Annotated in this window: 18 protein-coding genes; 5 read left to right on the top strand and 13 right to left on the bottom strand. The window is 58.8% G+C overall.

Features of this window, described 5'->3' with window-relative positions; genetic code table 11:
• Positions 1 to 166: 166 nt before the first annotated feature.
• The 4 genes from AC1DIH_RS27200 to AC1DIH_RS27215 form a co-directional block, all read right to left on the bottom strand.
• A complete protein-coding gene (locus AC1DIH_RS27200) occupies positions 167 to 889 on the bottom strand; it encodes a TylF/MycF/NovP-related O-methyltransferase (RefSeq protein ID WP_145016229.1) in 723 nt (240 codons plus the stop codon).
• Positions 886 to 1,752 carry a phytanoyl-CoA dioxygenase family protein gene (locus tag AC1DIH_RS27205; protein WP_477773957.1) on the bottom strand — a complete coding sequence of 289 codons (867 nt, stop codon included), beginning with the start codon at positions 1,750 to 1,752 and terminating at the stop codon, positions 886 to 888. Before AC1DIH_RS27205 ends, AC1DIH_RS27200 begins: the two co-directional genes overlap by 4 nt.
• 196 nt (positions 1,753 to 1,948) lie before the next feature.
• Entirely contained in the window at positions 1,949 to 3,565 is a 1,617-nt protein-coding gene (locus AC1DIH_RS27210) for an inorganic phosphate transporter (protein WP_477773958.1), read from the bottom strand.
• A gap of 165 nt (positions 3,566 to 3,730) precedes the next feature.
• Positions 3,731 to 4,753 (bottom strand): transporter, encoded by a 1,023-nt coding sequence (locus AC1DIH_RS27215; protein ID WP_477773959.1) that lies wholly within the window; start codon positions 4,751 to 4,753, stop codon positions 3,731 to 3,733.
• A gap of 277 nt (positions 4,754 to 5,030) precedes the next feature.
• Here AC1DIH_RS27215 and AC1DIH_RS27220 point away from each other — a divergent pair, with 277 nt between their 5' ends.
• Positions 5,031 to 6,656, top strand: a complete 1,626-nt coding sequence (locus tag AC1DIH_RS27220; RefSeq protein WP_477773960.1) for a methyl-accepting chemotaxis protein — start codon at positions 5,031 to 5,033, stop codon at positions 6,654 to 6,656.
• Positions 6,657 to 6,768: 112 nt separating this feature from the next.
• Positions 6,769 to 7,221 (top strand): hypothetical protein, encoded by a 453-nt coding sequence (locus tag AC1DIH_RS27225; RefSeq protein WP_477773961.1) that lies wholly within the window; start codon positions 6,769 to 6,771, stop codon positions 7,219 to 7,221.
• Between the two features lie 86 nt (positions 7,222 to 7,307).
• Here the strand turns inward: AC1DIH_RS27225 and AC1DIH_RS27230 are convergent, their stop codons facing one another.
• A complete protein-coding gene (locus tag AC1DIH_RS27230) occupies positions 7,308 to 7,628 on the bottom strand; it encodes a PepSY domain-containing protein (RefSeq protein ID WP_477773962.1) in 321 nt (106 codons plus the stop codon).
• A 246-nt stretch (positions 7,629 to 7,874) separates the two neighbouring features.
• Positions 7,875 to 9,002, bottom strand: coding sequence for a glycerophosphodiester phosphodiesterase (locus AC1DIH_RS27235; protein WP_477773963.1), 1,128 nt, complete (start codon positions 9,000 to 9,002; stop codon positions 7,875 to 7,877).
• Positions 9,003 to 9,253: 251 nt separating this feature from the next.
• On the opposite strand from AC1DIH_RS27235, the gene AC1DIH_RS27240 reads away from it, so the two are divergent.
• A complete protein-coding gene (locus AC1DIH_RS27240; RefSeq protein WP_477773964.1) occupies positions 9,254 to 9,583 on the top strand; it encodes a DUF2025 family protein in 330 nt (109 codons plus the stop codon).
• Here the strand turns inward: AC1DIH_RS27240 and AC1DIH_RS27245 are convergent.
• Both AC1DIH_RS27245 and AC1DIH_RS27250 read right to left on the bottom strand, forming a co-directional pair.
• Positions 9,571 to 9,903, bottom strand: coding sequence for an antibiotic biosynthesis monooxygenase family protein (locus AC1DIH_RS27245; RefSeq protein WP_103314951.1), 333 nt, complete (start codon positions 9,901 to 9,903; stop codon positions 9,571 to 9,573). The genes AC1DIH_RS27240 and AC1DIH_RS27245 overlap by 13 nt on opposite strands.
• Positions 9,900 to 10,610 carry a CTP synthase C-terminal region-related (seleno)protein gene (locus AC1DIH_RS27250; RefSeq protein WP_477773965.1) on the bottom strand — a complete coding sequence of 237 codons (711 nt, stop codon included), beginning with the start codon at positions 10,608 to 10,610 and terminating at the stop codon, positions 9,900 to 9,902. The genes AC1DIH_RS27245 and AC1DIH_RS27250 overlap by 4 nt, the downstream gene beginning before the upstream one ends.
• Positions 10,611 to 10,625: 15 nt before the next feature.
• On the opposite strand from AC1DIH_RS27250, the gene AC1DIH_RS27255 reads away from it, so the two are divergent.
• Positions 10,626 to 11,588 (top strand): LysR family transcriptional regulator, encoded by a 963-nt coding sequence (locus AC1DIH_RS27255; RefSeq protein ID WP_477773966.1) that lies wholly within the window; start codon positions 10,626 to 10,628, stop codon positions 11,586 to 11,588.
• Here AC1DIH_RS27255 and AC1DIH_RS27260 read toward each other — a convergent pair.
• Together AC1DIH_RS27260 and AC1DIH_RS27265 are read right to left on the bottom strand one after the other, a co-directional pair.
• On the bottom strand, positions 11,573 to 12,112 hold the full coding sequence (locus AC1DIH_RS27260) for a DUF1003 domain-containing protein (protein ID WP_477773967.1): 540 nt from the start codon (positions 12,110 to 12,112) through the stop codon (positions 11,573 to 11,575). The genes AC1DIH_RS27255 and AC1DIH_RS27260 overlap by 16 nt on opposite strands.
• 163 nt (positions 12,113 to 12,275) lie before the next feature.
• Positions 12,276 to 12,890, bottom strand: a complete 615-nt coding sequence (locus AC1DIH_RS27265; protein WP_477773968.1) for a TetR/AcrR family transcriptional regulator — start codon at positions 12,888 to 12,890, stop codon at positions 12,276 to 12,278.
• Between the two features lie 201 nt (positions 12,891 to 13,091).
• Here AC1DIH_RS27265 and AC1DIH_RS27270 point away from each other — a divergent pair, with 201 nt between their 5' ends.
• A complete protein-coding gene (locus AC1DIH_RS27270; protein ID WP_477773969.1) occupies positions 13,092 to 14,147 on the top strand; it encodes an MBL fold metallo-hydrolase in 1,056 nt (351 codons plus the stop codon).
• Between the two features lie 82 nt (positions 14,148 to 14,229).
• Here AC1DIH_RS27270 and AC1DIH_RS27275 read toward each other — a convergent pair whose 3' ends face one another.
• The 3 genes from AC1DIH_RS27275 to AC1DIH_RS27285 all read right to left on the bottom strand — a co-directional run bounded on the left by AC1DIH_RS27275 (position 14,230) and on the right by AC1DIH_RS27285 (position 15,952).
• Positions 14,230 to 14,550 carry a helix-turn-helix domain-containing protein gene (locus AC1DIH_RS27275; protein ID WP_054593633.1) on the bottom strand — a complete coding sequence of 107 codons (321 nt, stop codon included), beginning with the start codon at positions 14,548 to 14,550 and terminating at the stop codon, positions 14,230 to 14,232.
• A gap of 30 nt (positions 14,551 to 14,580) precedes the next feature.
• Positions 14,581 to 14,898, bottom strand: coding sequence for a helix-turn-helix domain-containing protein (locus AC1DIH_RS27280; protein ID WP_054593632.1), 318 nt, complete (start codon positions 14,896 to 14,898; stop codon positions 14,581 to 14,583).
• Positions 14,899 to 14,992: 94 nt separating this feature from the next.
• Positions 14,993 to 15,952, bottom strand: a complete 960-nt coding sequence (locus AC1DIH_RS27285) for a hypothetical protein (RefSeq protein ID WP_477773970.1) — start codon at positions 15,950 to 15,952, stop codon at positions 14,993 to 14,995.
• Positions 15,953 to 16,161 lie beyond the last annotated feature (209 nt).

The raw sequence follows: 16,161 nt of genomic DNA on the forward strand, positions 1-16,161 counted from the left end.
ATCGTCGGCCTTGCCGATGAATTCCTTATTGGCGCTTTTGGGTAGAAGGGGTGGGACGAAGTCTCCCACGGTCTGTACTGGCTAGAGTCAGAATCGGGCTTTTAGTCCCACCCACCCCTTCAAGTCTAAACATACAAGCGGGCTTGCTCCCACAGGGGAGGATGCGTCAGATGTGGAAGTAACCCACGCAGGAATCGAACGGCAGGCGCTTGAGTTCGATCTTGTTCAGGTCGAACACTTCGCGCAGGGCTTTGGTTTCGCCCGGGAAGTTGCGGTAGGCGACTTCGTCCAATACCACGATGGCGCCTTTTGGCATGTACGGCAGGAAGGTTTCCAGCGCTACCTTGGTCGACTCATACAGGTCGGTGTCGAGGATCAGCATCGCCACGACCAGGTCCGGACGGGTCTTGACCCACTCCGGCGCGGTCTTGCAGATATCGCCCTTGACCAGTTCGCAACGCGGGATGCGGTTGACCGGACGCAGCAGGTCGTTGGCGTCGATCATGTCCTGGATCAGCGACTGGTCGGTGTCGGAGAACATGGTCTCGTTGACGTCGGCCGGGTCTTCGTCCTTGTTGATGCTCTGGAAGCCTTCGAAGGTGTCGAAGCCAACGATCGAACGGTTGATCGCGTAGGGTTCCAGGATCATCGACAGGTGCATGTAAAGCATCAGCGAGTTGCCCTTGTACACGCCGCACTCGATGATCGCGCCCGGGATTTCGGCGACCTTCTTGAACAGCTCCATGCGCGACAACGCAGCGGTCACGCCGATGCGGTTGGCGAACACGAAAGGGGCATCGGCCACATACTCGGCGTCGACTCGCTTGAGAACGCCAGCGCGGGTTTCGTTGTATTGGGCCTCGGCAGGCGTAATGCGACGCTTGGTCATGATTGGATTCCTTGGAAATTCGAGAAGTCGTGGGCGTGGAAATAGTCTTTGAAACCGGCGCCGACATCCGGGCACGCGCTGTCGACGTTGATCGCGCCGCGCTTGTGCTTCAGGTCGTCGAGGTGCATCAGGCGGAAATCCACGCTGAAGCGGGTGTTGTCGGTGTGGTTGGGAACGGTGCCGTGCAAGTGTGAACCGGAGAAAATCAGCATCTCACCGGTATTGCCGGCGATGCGGACTTCCGAGGCGCCGTTGATCTCTTCCTGGGGAACCGGATGCACTCGACGCTCTTCGGTGAGGTTGTCCTTGGCGCGATGGCGCTGGGTGTTGATCCATTCGGACAGGCTCCAGTCAGCCGAGGTGTTCTTCACCGGCACGTCGAAGTACGCCGGGTTGATCATCATGGTCTGCTCGGGCTCGATGGTGTGCACCGGCATCCAGGTGTTGATCTGGCAATCGACGCTGCCGTACCAGGTGTCGCGGTGCGGCTTGTAGGCGTAGCTGACGCCCGCATGCAAGTAGTTGTAGTTGGGCACGACGCGAACGCGCGGCACATCGAAAATGTAGTCCTGGGGATCAACGCCGATTTCCAGGGTGAACGCGCGGATCAGGTCCTTGGCGCGTTGGCTGTTGGTGAACTGGCCCTTGAGGCGGGTCACCAGCGCAACGAATTCTTCGACCGGCATCATGCGGTGCAGTGCCTGGTGATTGGTCTCGCCGTCGAATGCAGCGGTAATGCTCTCCTGAGCAAAGGCGCACAGCGCTTTGGCCGAGGTGAGCTCGGTGTTCAGGAAAATGTCACCTGCATAGATGGCTTCTTTGAAGTCAGCTTTCTTCTGAAGCTGATTGATGTACAGATTCACGGTTCCCCTCCTGAATGCATCGAGTCTTATAGGAGTCGGCATGAAGCTGACAAACTGAAGCCCGATTGTGTTTGCGCTGGATTATTTACGCCCAAGAACAGTGGGTTTTTGACGAAAGGCCGTTGTGGCCTTTTTACGACGCAAAAAAAATCCCGGGGGCGATTCTCCTTCCCGGGACTTTTCAATGGTGCGCAGTTTAGAACAGTTGCGTGAACAACCAGTACAAGCTCCCCGACAATATTATCGCCGCCGGCAAGGTCAGTACCCAGGCCATCAACAGGTTGCGGATGGTCTTCATCTGCAAGCCACCGCCGTTGGCCACCATGGTTCCGGCCACGCCGCTGGACAGCACGTGAGTGGTCGATACCGGCAAGCCGAACATGTCCGCCGCGCCAATGGTCAGCATCGCCACGGTTTCTGCCGAGGCGCCCTGGGCGTAGGTCATGTGGGTCTTGCCGATCTTTTCACCGACCGTGACCACAATGCGTTTCCAGCCGACCATGGTGCCCAGGCCCAGCGCAATCGCCACGGCGATTTTCACCCACAGCGGAATGAAGCGCGTGGCGTTGTCGATCTGCTGTTTGAACAATTGCAGTTTGCCCGTGGTGTCGGCATCGAAGTCGCCGACCTTGTTCTTGTCCATCAGGCGAATGGTTTCGCTGGTCAGGTACATGTCGTTACGCACGTTGCCCATGGCTTGCGCCGGAACGTTGGCGAGCGATCCGTAACCTTTCACTTCGTTGCCGATGTTGCCCGCCAGGGCAGCGAGGGCGGGGATCAGTTGCGGTGTCGCTTCCTTGCTGCGCACGTATTCGGACAGCACGGGGCGCGGGTCGGTCGGTGCCGGTGCCGGAGCACTTCTGACCAACGCTTGTTGGGTTACTTCAGCCACGGCGGCGAATTGCAACGCCTGGTCGGCCGGCATGGTGCGGTTCAGCGCATAGGCCATCGGCAGGGTGCCGACCAGAATCAGCATGATCAGGCCCATGCCTTTTTGGCCATCGTTGGAGCCGTGGGCGAAGGACACGCCAGTGCAGGTCAGGATCAGCATCCCGCGAATCCACCACGGTGGTGGGGTATTGCCTTTCGGTGCTTTGTACAACGCGCGGTTTTTGACGAAGATGCGCAACGCCAGCAGCAACAGCGCGGCAAATGCGAAGCCGATCAGCGGCGACAGCAGCAACGCGTAACCGACCTTGGTGGCTTGCGCCCAGTCGATGCCGCTGGTGCCATCGCGTCCGTGCATCAACGCATTGGCGACGCCGACGCCGATGATCGAGCCGATCAAGGTATGGGATGACGAAGCCGGCAAGCCCAGCCACCAGGTGCCGAGGTTCCACAGGATTGCCGCGATCAGCAGGGCGAAGATCATCGAGAAACCGGCAGATGAACCGACTTGCAGAATCAGCTCCACGGGCAGCAAGGCGATGATGCCGAACGCTACGGCGCCGCTGGACAGCAACACCCCGAGGAAGTTGAAGCACCCTGACCAGACCACCGCGAAATGTGGCGGTAGGGAGTGGGTGTAGATCACCGTCGCCACGGCGTTGGCGGTGTCGTGGAAACCGTTGACGAACTCAAAACCCAAGGCGATCAACAGCGCGACACCGAGCAGCAGAAATGGCGTCCAGGTGGTGACCGTGGTGCCGAGGTCATGCATGTCGTGCATCAGGCTGTAGGCGGTGAACAGCAGCCCCATGGCCAGCACCGCGAAAAACACCACGGCGGTCAATACACCGGGTTTTTTATCGAGCTGCGGGCTGGTGTTGCTGGTGGAGGTGTTGGAGGCGGCGGTCAAGGAAGGCGTAGCCATGGCCGGACAATCCTGTGTCAGGGAGGAGTGCCGGTCATGATCGTTGCCGAATGTTACAACGAGACTGCTTTGGGTCAGTGTTTGGGCTTTTGTCGTTCCATTGATCTGGATCCCTCGCACAGTGATCGGCCAGCTGCTACGAGGGCAGGATTGATGTGGGACGGATCAATAATCCACCCGCTTGCGAAACGCCCAGCGTCCAGCAAGCACGGTGAACGTCGCGACCAGTGCCACCAGAATCCAGAACCCTTCCGGGTCGCCGGCAAGGGGAATCCCGCCGACGTTCATGCCGAAGAAACCGGCAATGATGTTGATCGGCAGCGCCAGCACCGTGACCACGGTCAGGGTGAACAGCGTTCGGTTGCTTTGCTCGTTGAGGTTGGCGGCGATCTCTTCCTGCAACAGCTTGATCCGCTCGCCGAGCGCCGTGAGGTCGTTGATGATCAGCGCGAACTCCTCGGTGGATTTGCGCAGCTCCTTGACGTCGTCCTTTTGCAACCATTGCGGCGGACGGTTGAGCAGACGCAGCAGCGAACCCGGCTCCAGTGCCAGCAGCCGTTGCAAGCGCACCAGCACTCGACGATTGGCGCCCAGTTCGGCACGGTTGGTGGACAGTCGCGATGACAGCAACTCGTCCTCGATCTGGTCGACACTCTGGCTGGTCTTGCGCACGATCTGCGTCAGCACTTCGCCCTGGTCGCGCAGCAAATGCACGAGCAGTTCCAGTGGCGAACGAAAGCATTCGCCGGCCTTGACCGAGGAGCGCAGCTTGTCCACCGAGTGCAGGGGTTGCAGGCGTGCGCTGATGATCAACCGGCTGCGGGCGCAGACCCAAAGGGTCGAGACGTCTGACGACACCATGCTGCTGAGGTTGAACACCACGTCGTTGACCACCGCCAGCAGCGCCGAATCGACGTGCTCGATGCGCGTCGAACGCGAGCCTTCATGCAAGGCTTCGAAGAACTCCTCCGGCAACTCCAGGTGCGCTTTCATCCAGCGCTCGCACGCGGCATGGGCGAGGTTCAGGTGCAGCCAGAGGAACTCGTCCTCGGCGCCCGGTTGTTGCAGCAGCTGCAGCGCCTTGGCCGAATCGATCTCGCGGCCGCGTTCGCCGGGACGAAAGCTGAAACCGTAGAGCAGGCCGAACAGGTCGGAATCGCGGTGGCGTTGATCGATGCTGTGGTTCATGGAGTCTCGCTGAAGGGAGGCGCCTGTCGTACGTTTCACAGGCTCACATGAGCGGCATCATGGCAACGCTGCTTGACGGTTTTGTGACAGTTTGGTGGCCCGCGTAATAGAGCCTTTACCAGTGGTCGGATTGGCTTCAAGAAACCGTGGCGCATGCCGATGACAGCTAGGTTGGCTCAGGCACTTTGGTGTCCGGCCGAATGTTGTCGACAGGGAGGTCCGGACATCTCGCATGCCCTACCGGTGCGAGCCTTATCCCTGTCATGAGTATCACTCGATGTTTTTGCAAAAATCCCTGAGAGCGCAAATTCTCGCACTGCTGGGCGGCAGCCTGATCGCGATGTTGCTGATTGCCCTGGCCTGTTTTCACTTACTCTCCAGCGGGGTGCAGGACTACCGCAACCTCATCGAAGGCCCGTTACGTACCTCGCAACTGATTGACGAAGCCAACCTGCAATTCAAGGCTCAGGTTCAGGAATGGAAGAACGTCCTGTTGCGCGGCAAGCAACCGGCTGAGCTGGACAAGTACTGGAAACAGTTCGAGGACCGTCAGGGCGACGTACAGAACATTCTCGGTGAATTGACCCGCCAACCGGGCATCGATGCCTCACTTAAAGCCCGCCTTGAAAGCCTGCGGGATGCGCACCGGGTGCTTGGCGGCGCGTATCAAAAAGGTCGAGAGGCTTATCTGGCAGCCGGCGGTGATTCCTCGGCAGGTGATAACGCGGTCAAAGGCGTGGACCGTGCCACCAGTGAACAGATGAGCGAACTGGTCAACGAGTTGCGTAAGCAGGGCAGGGAGCAATCGACGTTGATCAGCGCCAGTGCCGATCACACCGTGCTGCTGGGTATCCTGGTAATGCTGGTTTCGGGTCTGTTGATTGGCTTGCTCAGCCTGTGGCTGGTCAACCGCAATCTGGTGGAACCGATCCGCAAGCTGATCGAATACGTCGCGCACCTGAGCCAGGGCCGCTTTGCCGAGCGGGTGGCGAGTGATCGTCAGGATGAGTTGGGCAAGCTGGCGGTCGCGGCCAACACGCTGCGCGATTTCCTTGCCGAGACTTTCAGTCGCTTGCAGCGCAGCGCCTCGGATCTGGACAGCGCCAGCGGTGAGCTGAACTCGATTGCGACCTTGATGGCCCACGGCACCAGCGAACAGTTCAACCGCACGGATCAAGTCGCCACGGCAATGAACGAAATGTCCGCCACCGCCCAGGAAGTTGCCCGTCATGCGGCCGACGCGGCACGGGCCGCCGATGATGCCGACCAGTCGGCACAACAGGGCGAGAAGGTCATGCAGGGCACGATTCACACCATCACCCAAATGCGCGGTGAAATTGCCAACACTGCGACGGTCATCCGCCAGCTGGAAACCGACAGCGGGCGCATCGGCAAGGTGCTGGAAGTGATTCGCGGCATTGCCGAGCAAACCAACTTGCTGGCATTGAACGCCGCTATCGAAGCCGCTCGAGCCGGTGAAGCCGGACGCGGGTTCGCCGTAGTCGCCGATGAAGTCCGCAGCCTGGCCCAGCGCACGGCGGCGTCGATCATCGAAATCAACCAGATCATCCAGAGCGTACAGACCGGCGCAGTAGACGCGGCCCAGGCCATCGAAAGCGGTCAGTCGCGCAGCGAGGAGAGCGTTGAGCAGGTCACTCAGGCCGGGGCCATGCTCGAGCGCATTACCGCGTCGGTGGAGGCGATTCGCGACATGAACCGCCAGATCGCCACCGCCGCTGAAGAACAGACCTCGGTGGCCGAAGACATTTCGCGCAACCTGACCGAGATCACCAGCATCGCCAGTACCAACCTGGACAACGTGCAGCGCACTGAAGCGGCGAGCAACAACCTGCACGGGTTGTCGGGGCAATTGAGCGCGGTGACGGCGCGTCTCGGCGCCTAGCCAACGCCAATGTGTATCGGCACGCTAACCGTGTCGGTACACGATTGATCTCAAGTGTGGGTGTTGCGCGTCGATGATTCGGTTATCCCTAACCTCATCGAAGGAAACGCCCATGGTCAGCCTCACATCGGTCTCGATCAATCAGACTCTGTCCACGACCTCCAGCAAGACGGCCATCAGTGACAGCGCCAATACCGACACCACACAAAGCAGCACCGCGACGGGAAGTTCGACGACCGACAGCGGCAAAGTTGCAGCCGGTGGTGGCGCATCTGCGTCGGGTGGCAGCAGTTCGAGCAGCAGTAGCAGTGAGTCGGATACGGTAAAAGAGCTGCGCAAGCAGATCGCCGAATTGCAAAAGCAATTGCAGGAGCAAATGCAACAACTGCAAGCCGCTCAGGCCAGTCAGGAAAGTGCGGATGCCAAAGCGGCGAAAGTCGCCGCCGCCCAGTCACAGATCGCAACCACCTCGGGTTCGTTGGAGACCGCTACGGCGGCATTGACGCAAGCGCTGCAAGCGTCAGGCAGCAGCACGTCGGGGTCGTTGGTCAGTACGACGGCGTAACAGCGCAGCGGTGTTGCCGGTCATAACCATCAGATGCAAAAAAGCCGCACGACCTCAAGGGTGTACGGCTTCTGTGTCGGTTCGATTTACTTGTCTTGCGTGTTGCTCAGCACTTTGCCGGTTTTGGCGTCGAGCTTCACATCCCACTCAACGTTCTTCGCGTCGCGGATTTCAACCTTGTACTCATAAGCACTGGTTTTGGCATTGTGCTCCAGCTCGGTGTCGGTGATGTTCGCGACCGTGCTGCCAGGGTGCTCGGCCAGCGCGGCCTGATTGAGTTTCTGCATGTCCATCACGGTGCCGTCCTTGAGCAGACCCGGGATCAGGTCCGGGCGCACATCGGCCATGGCGAAACCGGCCGTCAGGGTCAGGGCCGCGGCGGTGAACAGGGCAGTCAACGTCTTCATGGGGTCATTCCTTGGGTGAGCTGTTTAAGTGGCGTCAGGTTAGCCAGCGCAACTTAATTCATCCTTAACATCGCCCGGTGTCTGGTCGTTCCCGCGCAGATCATCACGAGACTGCGCGCTGCTGAACACTGCCAAACCTGTAGCAGCAGGCTGCGCCAGCTGCTACGGGGGATTACGTGGCCCCTCTGGTTTTGCCGTACCACCCGTGACGCTCCCTCTCAGGAGCGATCAATAGCGGGTGGCCACTCAGAAGCCGTTGTTCTCAAGCAACTGCGCAACGCTGCCTGCTGCCGGGCGCTTGTAGTACTTGAGCAGTTCGCTGGCACGGTTGGTGAAGATGCCATCGACGCCGGCGTCCATGACCTTCTTGTAGTCCACCGCATCGTCGATGGTGTAGACGTGCACCAACATGCCTTTGTCGTGGGTGTACTGGTTCATCCACGGTTGCACCAGGTCCGAATAGCTTTGATCGCCGCCGTTGGTCAGCGCTGCCGAAGGGCCCGTGCCGATGGCGCCCTGAGACTTCGCGTAGTCGACCCATTGCTCGAATTCGGCTTTGTCCTTGGGTTCCTGTTTGGCGTAGTAGGTGGCTTTATCCTTGTCGCCGGATTCGGCGAAGGTCACCTTCGACTTGGGCTCGATGCTGCCTTCGCCCACCCACAGCAGGAGAATCTTCGGCACTTGCGGCATTTCTTTTTGCAGCAGTTCAAGGCTGCTCTTCTCGAAGGTTTGCAGGATCACTTTGCCTTTACCCTGGCCGACGCTCAGTTCACTTTTAGCCAGTTTGGAACCCGCCGGGCTCAACCAGCCACGGTCTTGAAGCTTGTCCTTGAGGTCGCGCTCGATGCCGGGAAACTGCTTTGGCTCTTTGGTTTCGATGTAAAGCCCTGGCTTGTGCAGCGGGTTGCCTTCGGCGATATCGATGATTTCGTCGAGGGTCAGGATTTTCAGGCCGGCGTAACTGGCGCGTGCGCGATCCGGGTGAGCGGTGTTGAACCAGCTGCCGGCATCCAGGGTTTTAAGTTCGGCGATGGTGAACGCATTGGCCGGGCTGTCCTTGCGTTCAGGAAACCTGGTCGCAACGTCGGTGGTGCGTTGCAGGTTGTTGTCATGCAAGGCGAACAGCACGCCGTCCTTGCTGCGTTGCAGGTCCATTTCCAGGTAGTCGGCGCCCAGGTCGCGCGCCAGTTTGTAGGAAGCGGCAGTGGATTCCGGTGCGTCGAAAGAGGCGCCACGGTGGGCGATCACTGCCGGGTGCGGGATCCCGCTGGCGGTGGACAGAGCGGTCGGGCTCTGCTGGCTGGTCGCCTGTGCCTGGCCAAGGCCGAGCATCAGACTCAGCAACAGGGCGCTTTTGGTGTAGGTAACAGGCATTGTCGAGGTCCTTTCGTAAGAAGCGATTTCAAAGACCTATCTTTTAACAATTGAGCGCCGGATGCGCTATCGCCAAACCGACATTAACGTGTGTGAGGGGCGATTTTTCTGCGCTTTTGTGCAGCCCTTTGCAGTACGATCCACCTCGGCAAATTCCCCTCCAGAGGGAAATCCCGAAACATCCGTTATCCCGCCCTCTGCGTGTAAACCATCGTTCAGCCGTCCTTCGGGACGCATCCGTGAGGTTTACCATGCGCATCACGTCCGAACTTATCTGCCTGGCCGCCGACCAGCTCAAAGGCTTCGTCGGTTTCAATCGCAAGACCGCCCAGTACATCGTCCGCTTCAGCGAAGACGCCTTTGGCATGGACGTCGCCGACGACGCGATCATCCCCGCCAGCGAGTTCGTCTGGGTGCCTGAGGACGGTCAAGCCATGACCCTCAAGCGCGAGCTGATCCGCTTGCTGCTGAAGCAGAACATCGACGACCGGATCAACATCACTGAACCGCTGCGGGTTTATATGCGGCGCGAGGATTTACCGGAGATCAGCGCACTGCGCCGTCTGGTTCAGGCCGGTTGACGCTCGAAGGCATAAGCGCGTTCGACCTTGCATACCCGCGTGTGAAACGCTTCATACCAGGTCGAGCGCCCGCGTTCGCGGGTCGCACTGTGCTCGGCGTGTTGTTTCCAGGCGAGAATCGCCTCTTCGCTGGACCAGTAGGAAACGGTGATGCCGAGCCCGTCCTCACCCCGGGCCGACTCCACCCCGAGAAACCCTGGTTGGTCGCGGGCAAGTTCGACCATGCGCTGTGCTGCTTGCTCGTAACCCTGGTCGGCGGCGATGCGCAGTGAAGTGAAAATTACCGCGTAGTAAGGCGGCGAAGGCGTGTTGGCGATCATCTGACGTTCCTTGCGCAGGCCTGGATAAAGGCATCGACCAAGGGTGGACGGGTGCCGGTTAGTGCTGCGCGTTCTGGTTGAAACAAGGTCGCGACGAAGAACGGATGATCGCTGAGCTCCATGGCCCGTAGATCACCCGCCGAATCGTGGCCGGTGGCTCTCAGGTTGTGTGTCAGCAATTGCTCTTCGAACGCTGGATTGACGCCGTAACGGCAGTGATAGCCTTCATGAATCGCTGTGGACTCGTAGGCGTTGGCAATCAGCGAGCCTTTAACCAACCGGATGCTGTCGACGATCTCCACCAGCGAGCAGGTGAGCGGCGTGAGCACGGCGCGCGCGGCGTCTGGCGAAGTTTCACCATGCTCGGCATCGGTCCATCCCAGAACGTTGCGTGCGTATTCAAGCACCGCGTGTTGAAAACCACCGCAAGTGCCGAGGAACGGCCGCTGTTGTTCTCGGGCAAAGCGGATCGCCAATAGCGCACCGTCCATGTTGCGGTAAGGGCTGGCAGGCACGCACCAGAAGCCGTCGAAGTCAGCCAGCGGGGTGTTTGCGTCAATGTGGTCAGTGGCCAGCCACTCAATGTGCACATCGACGTCAGCGTGTTGTGCGGCCATGTTCAGCGCCAGGGGAATTGCCTGATGGGCAGTGACCTGTGGGTCGTAGTCACCGATCAGTGCAATACGCAGTTGAGGGCTCTCTTGCATGGTGTCTCCCAAGACTTGTTGATTGCTGGAGCCGACTATAGAGTGGCGTTCACGCAATCAATAGAGGCGTTTAGCCAAGTGTTCAATGCAGCAACGCACTATCAGTTGGATTACCCGGACCTCGCCTTGATTCTCGCGTTGGTGCGCGGCGGCTCTCTGGCACGGGCGGCGGCGCTATTGAAGGTCGACGTTTCGACGGTGTTTCGTGCGGTCAGGCGCCTGGAAGCGGCGTTGGGCCAGGCGCTGTTCGAGAAAAGTCGCGCCGGTTATTTGCCGACCGCCCTGGCCCGAACACTGTCCGAGCAGGCCGAACGTGCCGAGCAGGCGCTGGAAGCCGCGCGTATTGGCGTGGAGCAGGGCGGTGACGTCATCAGCGGCACCGTGCGCCTGACCTGCACCGATTCGGTGTTGCATGCGTTGCTGTTGCCGGCACTGGCGCAGTTTATGCCGGCGTACCCGGCGCTGACCCTGGAACTGAGCACCTCCAACGATTTCGCCAACCTCAGCCGCCGCGATGCCGATATCGCCTTGCGCCTGACCCGCTCACCCCCGGAGCATCTGGTTGGGCGGCGATTGGGGGCTGTGTCGTACCGGGTGTGCGCGAGTGCGGCGTATCTGAAATCGGTCGAACCGAGTGATCTGACACGGTTGAGCTGGATCGCTCCGGATGACTTTCTGCCTGACCATCCGACCGTGATCTGGCGTCGTCAGCAATTTCCCGGTGTGCTGCCGAGCTATCGCTGCAACAGCATGCACTCGGTCACCGAGTTGGTACGCGCCGGGCTTGGGATTGCCGCGTTGCCGGACTTTCTGATCGACCCCGCGCAGGGGCTGCGCCCATTGAGCGAACCCCTGCTCGGTTACGACACCAGCCTGTGGTTGCTGACTCGTCCGGACTGCCGCGCATTGCGCTCGGTGGTGACGCTGTTCGACGAGTTATCACGCCGGGTGCGATTGCCTGATCAGGAACGTTGCTGATCCTTCAGAACGTGTTGATGCATCTCCGTGGTCAGGTTTTCGATGCGTTCAGTCAGCTCTTTGGTCATTTCGGTCAGTCGGGTGTTTTGCTCAAGCAACGTCAGTAACTGTGCGGAGGTCTTCGCGGCTTGTGCTTGCCGTTCGGTATTGGCAATCGCCAAGGTCTCGCGGTGTAGCGCGTCGGCTTCGGACTGGGCTTTGTCGCGGGCGGCCTGACGGGTTTGCGCCAGCAGAATCAACGGCGCGGCGTAGGCTGCTTGCAGGCTGAACGCGAGATTGAGGAGGATGAATGGGTAGACGTCGAAGGTCGTTAACCCCGTGACGTTCAGGGCAATCCAGACCACGACGATGAGGGTTTGCGCGCCGAGGAAGGTCGGGGTGCCGAAGAAGCGTGCAAAGGCTTCGGCCTTCAATGCGAAAGTGTCATTGCCGAACGTCGATGCCAGATGAGCGTGCGGCCGGTGGAAGCGCAAGTGATCGATGGGGGCGGCGGGATCTTTTTCTTCGGGCTTGGTTGAATTCATGATGCTCTCTGCAATGCCATGGGACTGAGGCTCACTATAACCCCCACAGCTTCCAGCGCCCGAGTCGCTTTGAAACACTTTGTAGTGTTTTATTCAGCGCTTCGGTCCAGCGGATAAACACGTGAATAGTGTCATTTGTTCCATGTGTCCTTTTGCGTGTCCTTCATGCCTGCCGTTGATAGCAGGCCAGAAACATGTCCAGCGTCGACTCTACAACCGTCGTCTGCATCTCGGATGACAGTGGTGGACAGTTCAGGGAGATCTGTGGCCAGAAGGCAAATGCCTTGAGCATTCCCTGCACTTGCTGGGCAGCAAAGGCCGGGTCTACAGGCTTGAGTCGACCGTCAGCCTGAGCCGCGCGGATCCAGGTGGTCAGCCCTTCTTCACGTTCGCCAATGCGCTCGACCATGTCCTGGACCCGTTCTGGCGAATGGATGGTGGCGGCGATGACAACTCGTGCCAGATCAAGGAAATTGGTGTCCCCCAGCAGCTGCAATTTGCAGTGCAGCAGTTGGCCCAACTGCTCGCGCAGTGGCAGGTCTGTGCGATAGCAGTTGTCCTGATGAGCGGTGACGTTGGCCCACAATCGTTGCAGGATTTCAGCCCACAGCTCTTCTTTGCTGGGGAAGTGGTTGTACACCGTGCGCTTCGACACACCCGCAGTGGCGGCAATCTTGTCCATGCTGGTGATGTCGAACCCGTTGGCACGGAACTCGGCAATCGCCGCCTGAACAATGGCTTCACGTTTACGGTCGGTGAGGCGCTGTGGAGCTGTCATAAATACGCTTCGGCAGAGAAAAGGAAGAATTACACTCGGCAGTTTACTTGCTCACGGCTTTGTTGCAATCTTGAAACTACACTGTGCAGTGTAGTTGAACGGTTGAAAAGTAGGGTTTGCGGCTGACGCGTGCGTGCATTGGCCATTTATCGTCCGAAAAAGAAACGCCGCACCTCGTCGGTTTTCTGGAGTCACTCAAACATGGCCACTTTCTCTTACCAGGCGGATAGCGCCACTGAACTGAAAACGTCCCGTCAAGAGCAGGGGCAATACCAAAATCATGCGGCCGTACCGGGGCAAGGCTTTCGCAAGACCCTGCAGATTTTCTGGAACATGATTTTCCACAAGCCGAATAACACGCGACCGACCGGTGTTATTCCGGTTCAAGCGCTGACTCTCGAACAGCTTCTCGACGCACCGAACCACAGCGTATTCCGCCTGGGGCATTCCACTGTGCTGCTGAAACTGCGCGACAAATTCTGGCTGACCGACCCGGTCTTCGCTGATCGCGCATCACCGGTGCAGTGGGCCGGCCCCAAGCGCTTCCATCAACCACCGATCAGCCTCGAGGCGTTGCCACCGATTGAAGCGGTAATTCTGTCCCATGACCATTACGACCACCTCGATCGTCAGTCGATTCTCAAGCTGGCGGACAAAACCAGGCACTTTCTCGCGCCGTTGGGTGTGGGTGAGACGCTGATCAAATGGGGCGTCGATGCGAGCAAAGTGCGTCAACTGGATTGGTGGGAAGGCACTCAGATCGAGGGGATTCATTTCATTGCCACGCCTTCGCAGCACTTTTCCGGTCGCGGGCTGTTCGATGGCAACAGCACGCTCTGGGCCTCGTGGGTGATGATTGATGGTGGCAAACGGATTTTTTTCAGTGGTGATACCGGTTACTTCGACGGTTTCAAAGCGATCGGCGAACAGTTCGGCCCCTTCGATCTGACCCTGATGGAAACCGGCGCGTACAACGTCGACTGGCCGCACATTCACATGCAACCAGAAGAAACCCTGCAAGCCCACATCGACCTCAAGGGCCGTTGGCTGCTACCGATTCACAACGGCACCTTCGACCTGTCGATGCACGCTTGGCATGAACCCTTCGACCGCATCTTGGCCTTGGCCTGGGAGCGCAGTGTTTCCATCACCACACCACAAATGGGCGAAGCGTTCAGCCTTGGCCAGCCGCAGCGTGGGGAGGCCTGGTGGCTGGAAGTTGAAGAGACGACCGTTCAGTTGATCGTTAATAGCTAGGGACGTACGCCTATTCCACGGATTGTTCTGCGCAGATGCTGGTACAGCAGACTCTGCCAGTGTTGGGGGAAGGGAACCCCTATCAGGAGAAAACCACTTCAATTCGACCTTCGCGTCTCGATCTCGGCACTGGTTTGACGATGATCTGTACATCGCGTCCGAGCCGTGAGAGACACTCCATCATCTTGGCTTCACTGATGCCCCGAAATTTTCCGCGAAGCATTTCGGAAAGTTTTGGCTGTGATAACCCCAGGATCTCGGTGGCCTGAACTTGGGTCAGGTGACGGGCCTTTATGATTTCGCCGATTTTTGCCGCGAGCTGGGCTTTAAGGTGCATTTCGATGGTGTCTCGACTTTCTAGGTCGTCATAAATATTTCCGATGCTTCCTTCGATCTCAATCATGTCTAGATCCTTGATATATTTTTCTGGATATCACTCAATCATCGCGTAATCCGCCCGCCCCACCGGATCAGGCGTAGAGCCTCTGACGCTCATGCCTCGCCCCGGTGCAAAGCCTGGGAAGAACACCAGGCCTTCGGCTTCAAACCGGTAGGCGAGGGCCAGACGGGTGACGTCGAGCACTTCACCGCCCGCTTCAAACCGGCGGATAGCTTCAACGGTAACCCCGGATTCCCTGGAAAACTCCTCCAGCGACCAGCCCAGCATCGCACGGGCTTGTGCGCTGTGTGCGGGGGTGAATTGGAAAAGGGCGATACGTTCCAGGGTGATTTTCATCGCAAGAGAGGCCATGGTTTTCTCCGGGTTCGAAATGGGTTATTCAATGAGTACTGTGTTTTTGTACAGTTGTTTTCAGCCCGGATCAAACTCAATTTTTTGATTGGTTCTACGTCGCCTCCAGCCCCGGCACCTCGCGAATAATGAAGTGATCCAGATTCTCGATATCACCACTGAACACCCCGAACGTCTGCTCGGGGTTTTTCTTGCTCGGCACCTGCTTCAACTCCGGGGTCACACCATAGAAGAAGCAATAAAGCTCCCGCTCACTGCCGATGGCGCCCTTTATTTCCTCGAGGAAGGCTTTGCGCTTGCGGTAGTTCTCGATCAGGTTTTTGCTCAGGTAGACGTTCACCGAGTAGGGCTTCTTGTCGAGCCAGACCTTCTTCTCGAAATCGATGCGGAAGCTGGTGTTGTAGTCCTTGATCGCCTTGATCTTGCCCCAGTAAATCAGCCCCTTGTTGTCCTGCAGGTATTCGATTTTCTTGAAGAACGCGCTGTAGGACGTGGTGTGCTCGCCAATCTTCAGCGGCATGCGTTTGAGCAGGTCCTTGTTATCGAAATTCGATACGAAGCACTCCACCGGGTGGGCGAAGACGCTGGTCTTGTCCGGTGCCGACTCGCGAGTCGGGTGCTCGGTAGTGCTGGTCGTGGCAGAAGGTTGTGGCTGTTCCCGAGGCGCATCGACATCCGGCAGTGGGGTGGACGGCTTGCGCACATACTGACGCCGGGTCAGCAGCAGTTCTGACGGAAAGTGCTCCTCTGGCCCGTCGTCCGTTTCTGCACCTTCTGACGCCGGTGCTCTGAGGCTGACATAAGGGCAGCCCTCGATATGCCGGGTGCCGGGCAGGTTCTTGAAGTGCGGTGTGCGGATGTAATTGACGTTTTTCGCGTTGAACGTCCCCAGCCCATTCGCCTCGTCGAACGCCGTGCGACAGTCGTCGTTGGGGCACTGGAAGCGCTCCTTGGCCGAGTCGAAGTCCATGGTCTCGTCGAAGTTCAGATCGCGCACGTCATAGATCGACAGCTTGTCGTCGAGGCTGATGCAGTAGGCGGTGTCGAATTTCATGCGCGCTCGGGTCCTTGAGAGGTAGGTGGCGTATTAATAGCGGGTGGCGCGTGATGGCGCACCTGTTGATTCACGTTTGTCGCATCAACGCCCTCTGCAATTGGACAAGACCCCATAGCCTGACTAGCGTTGTCAGATGGCGCGTTGGGCTCCATGCCTCAGACTGAGGCGCCGTTGCGGGCTGACTATCTGTTGCATCTACAAGGAGG

This window comes from Pseudomonas sp. 05N36 (assembly GCF_056397385.1).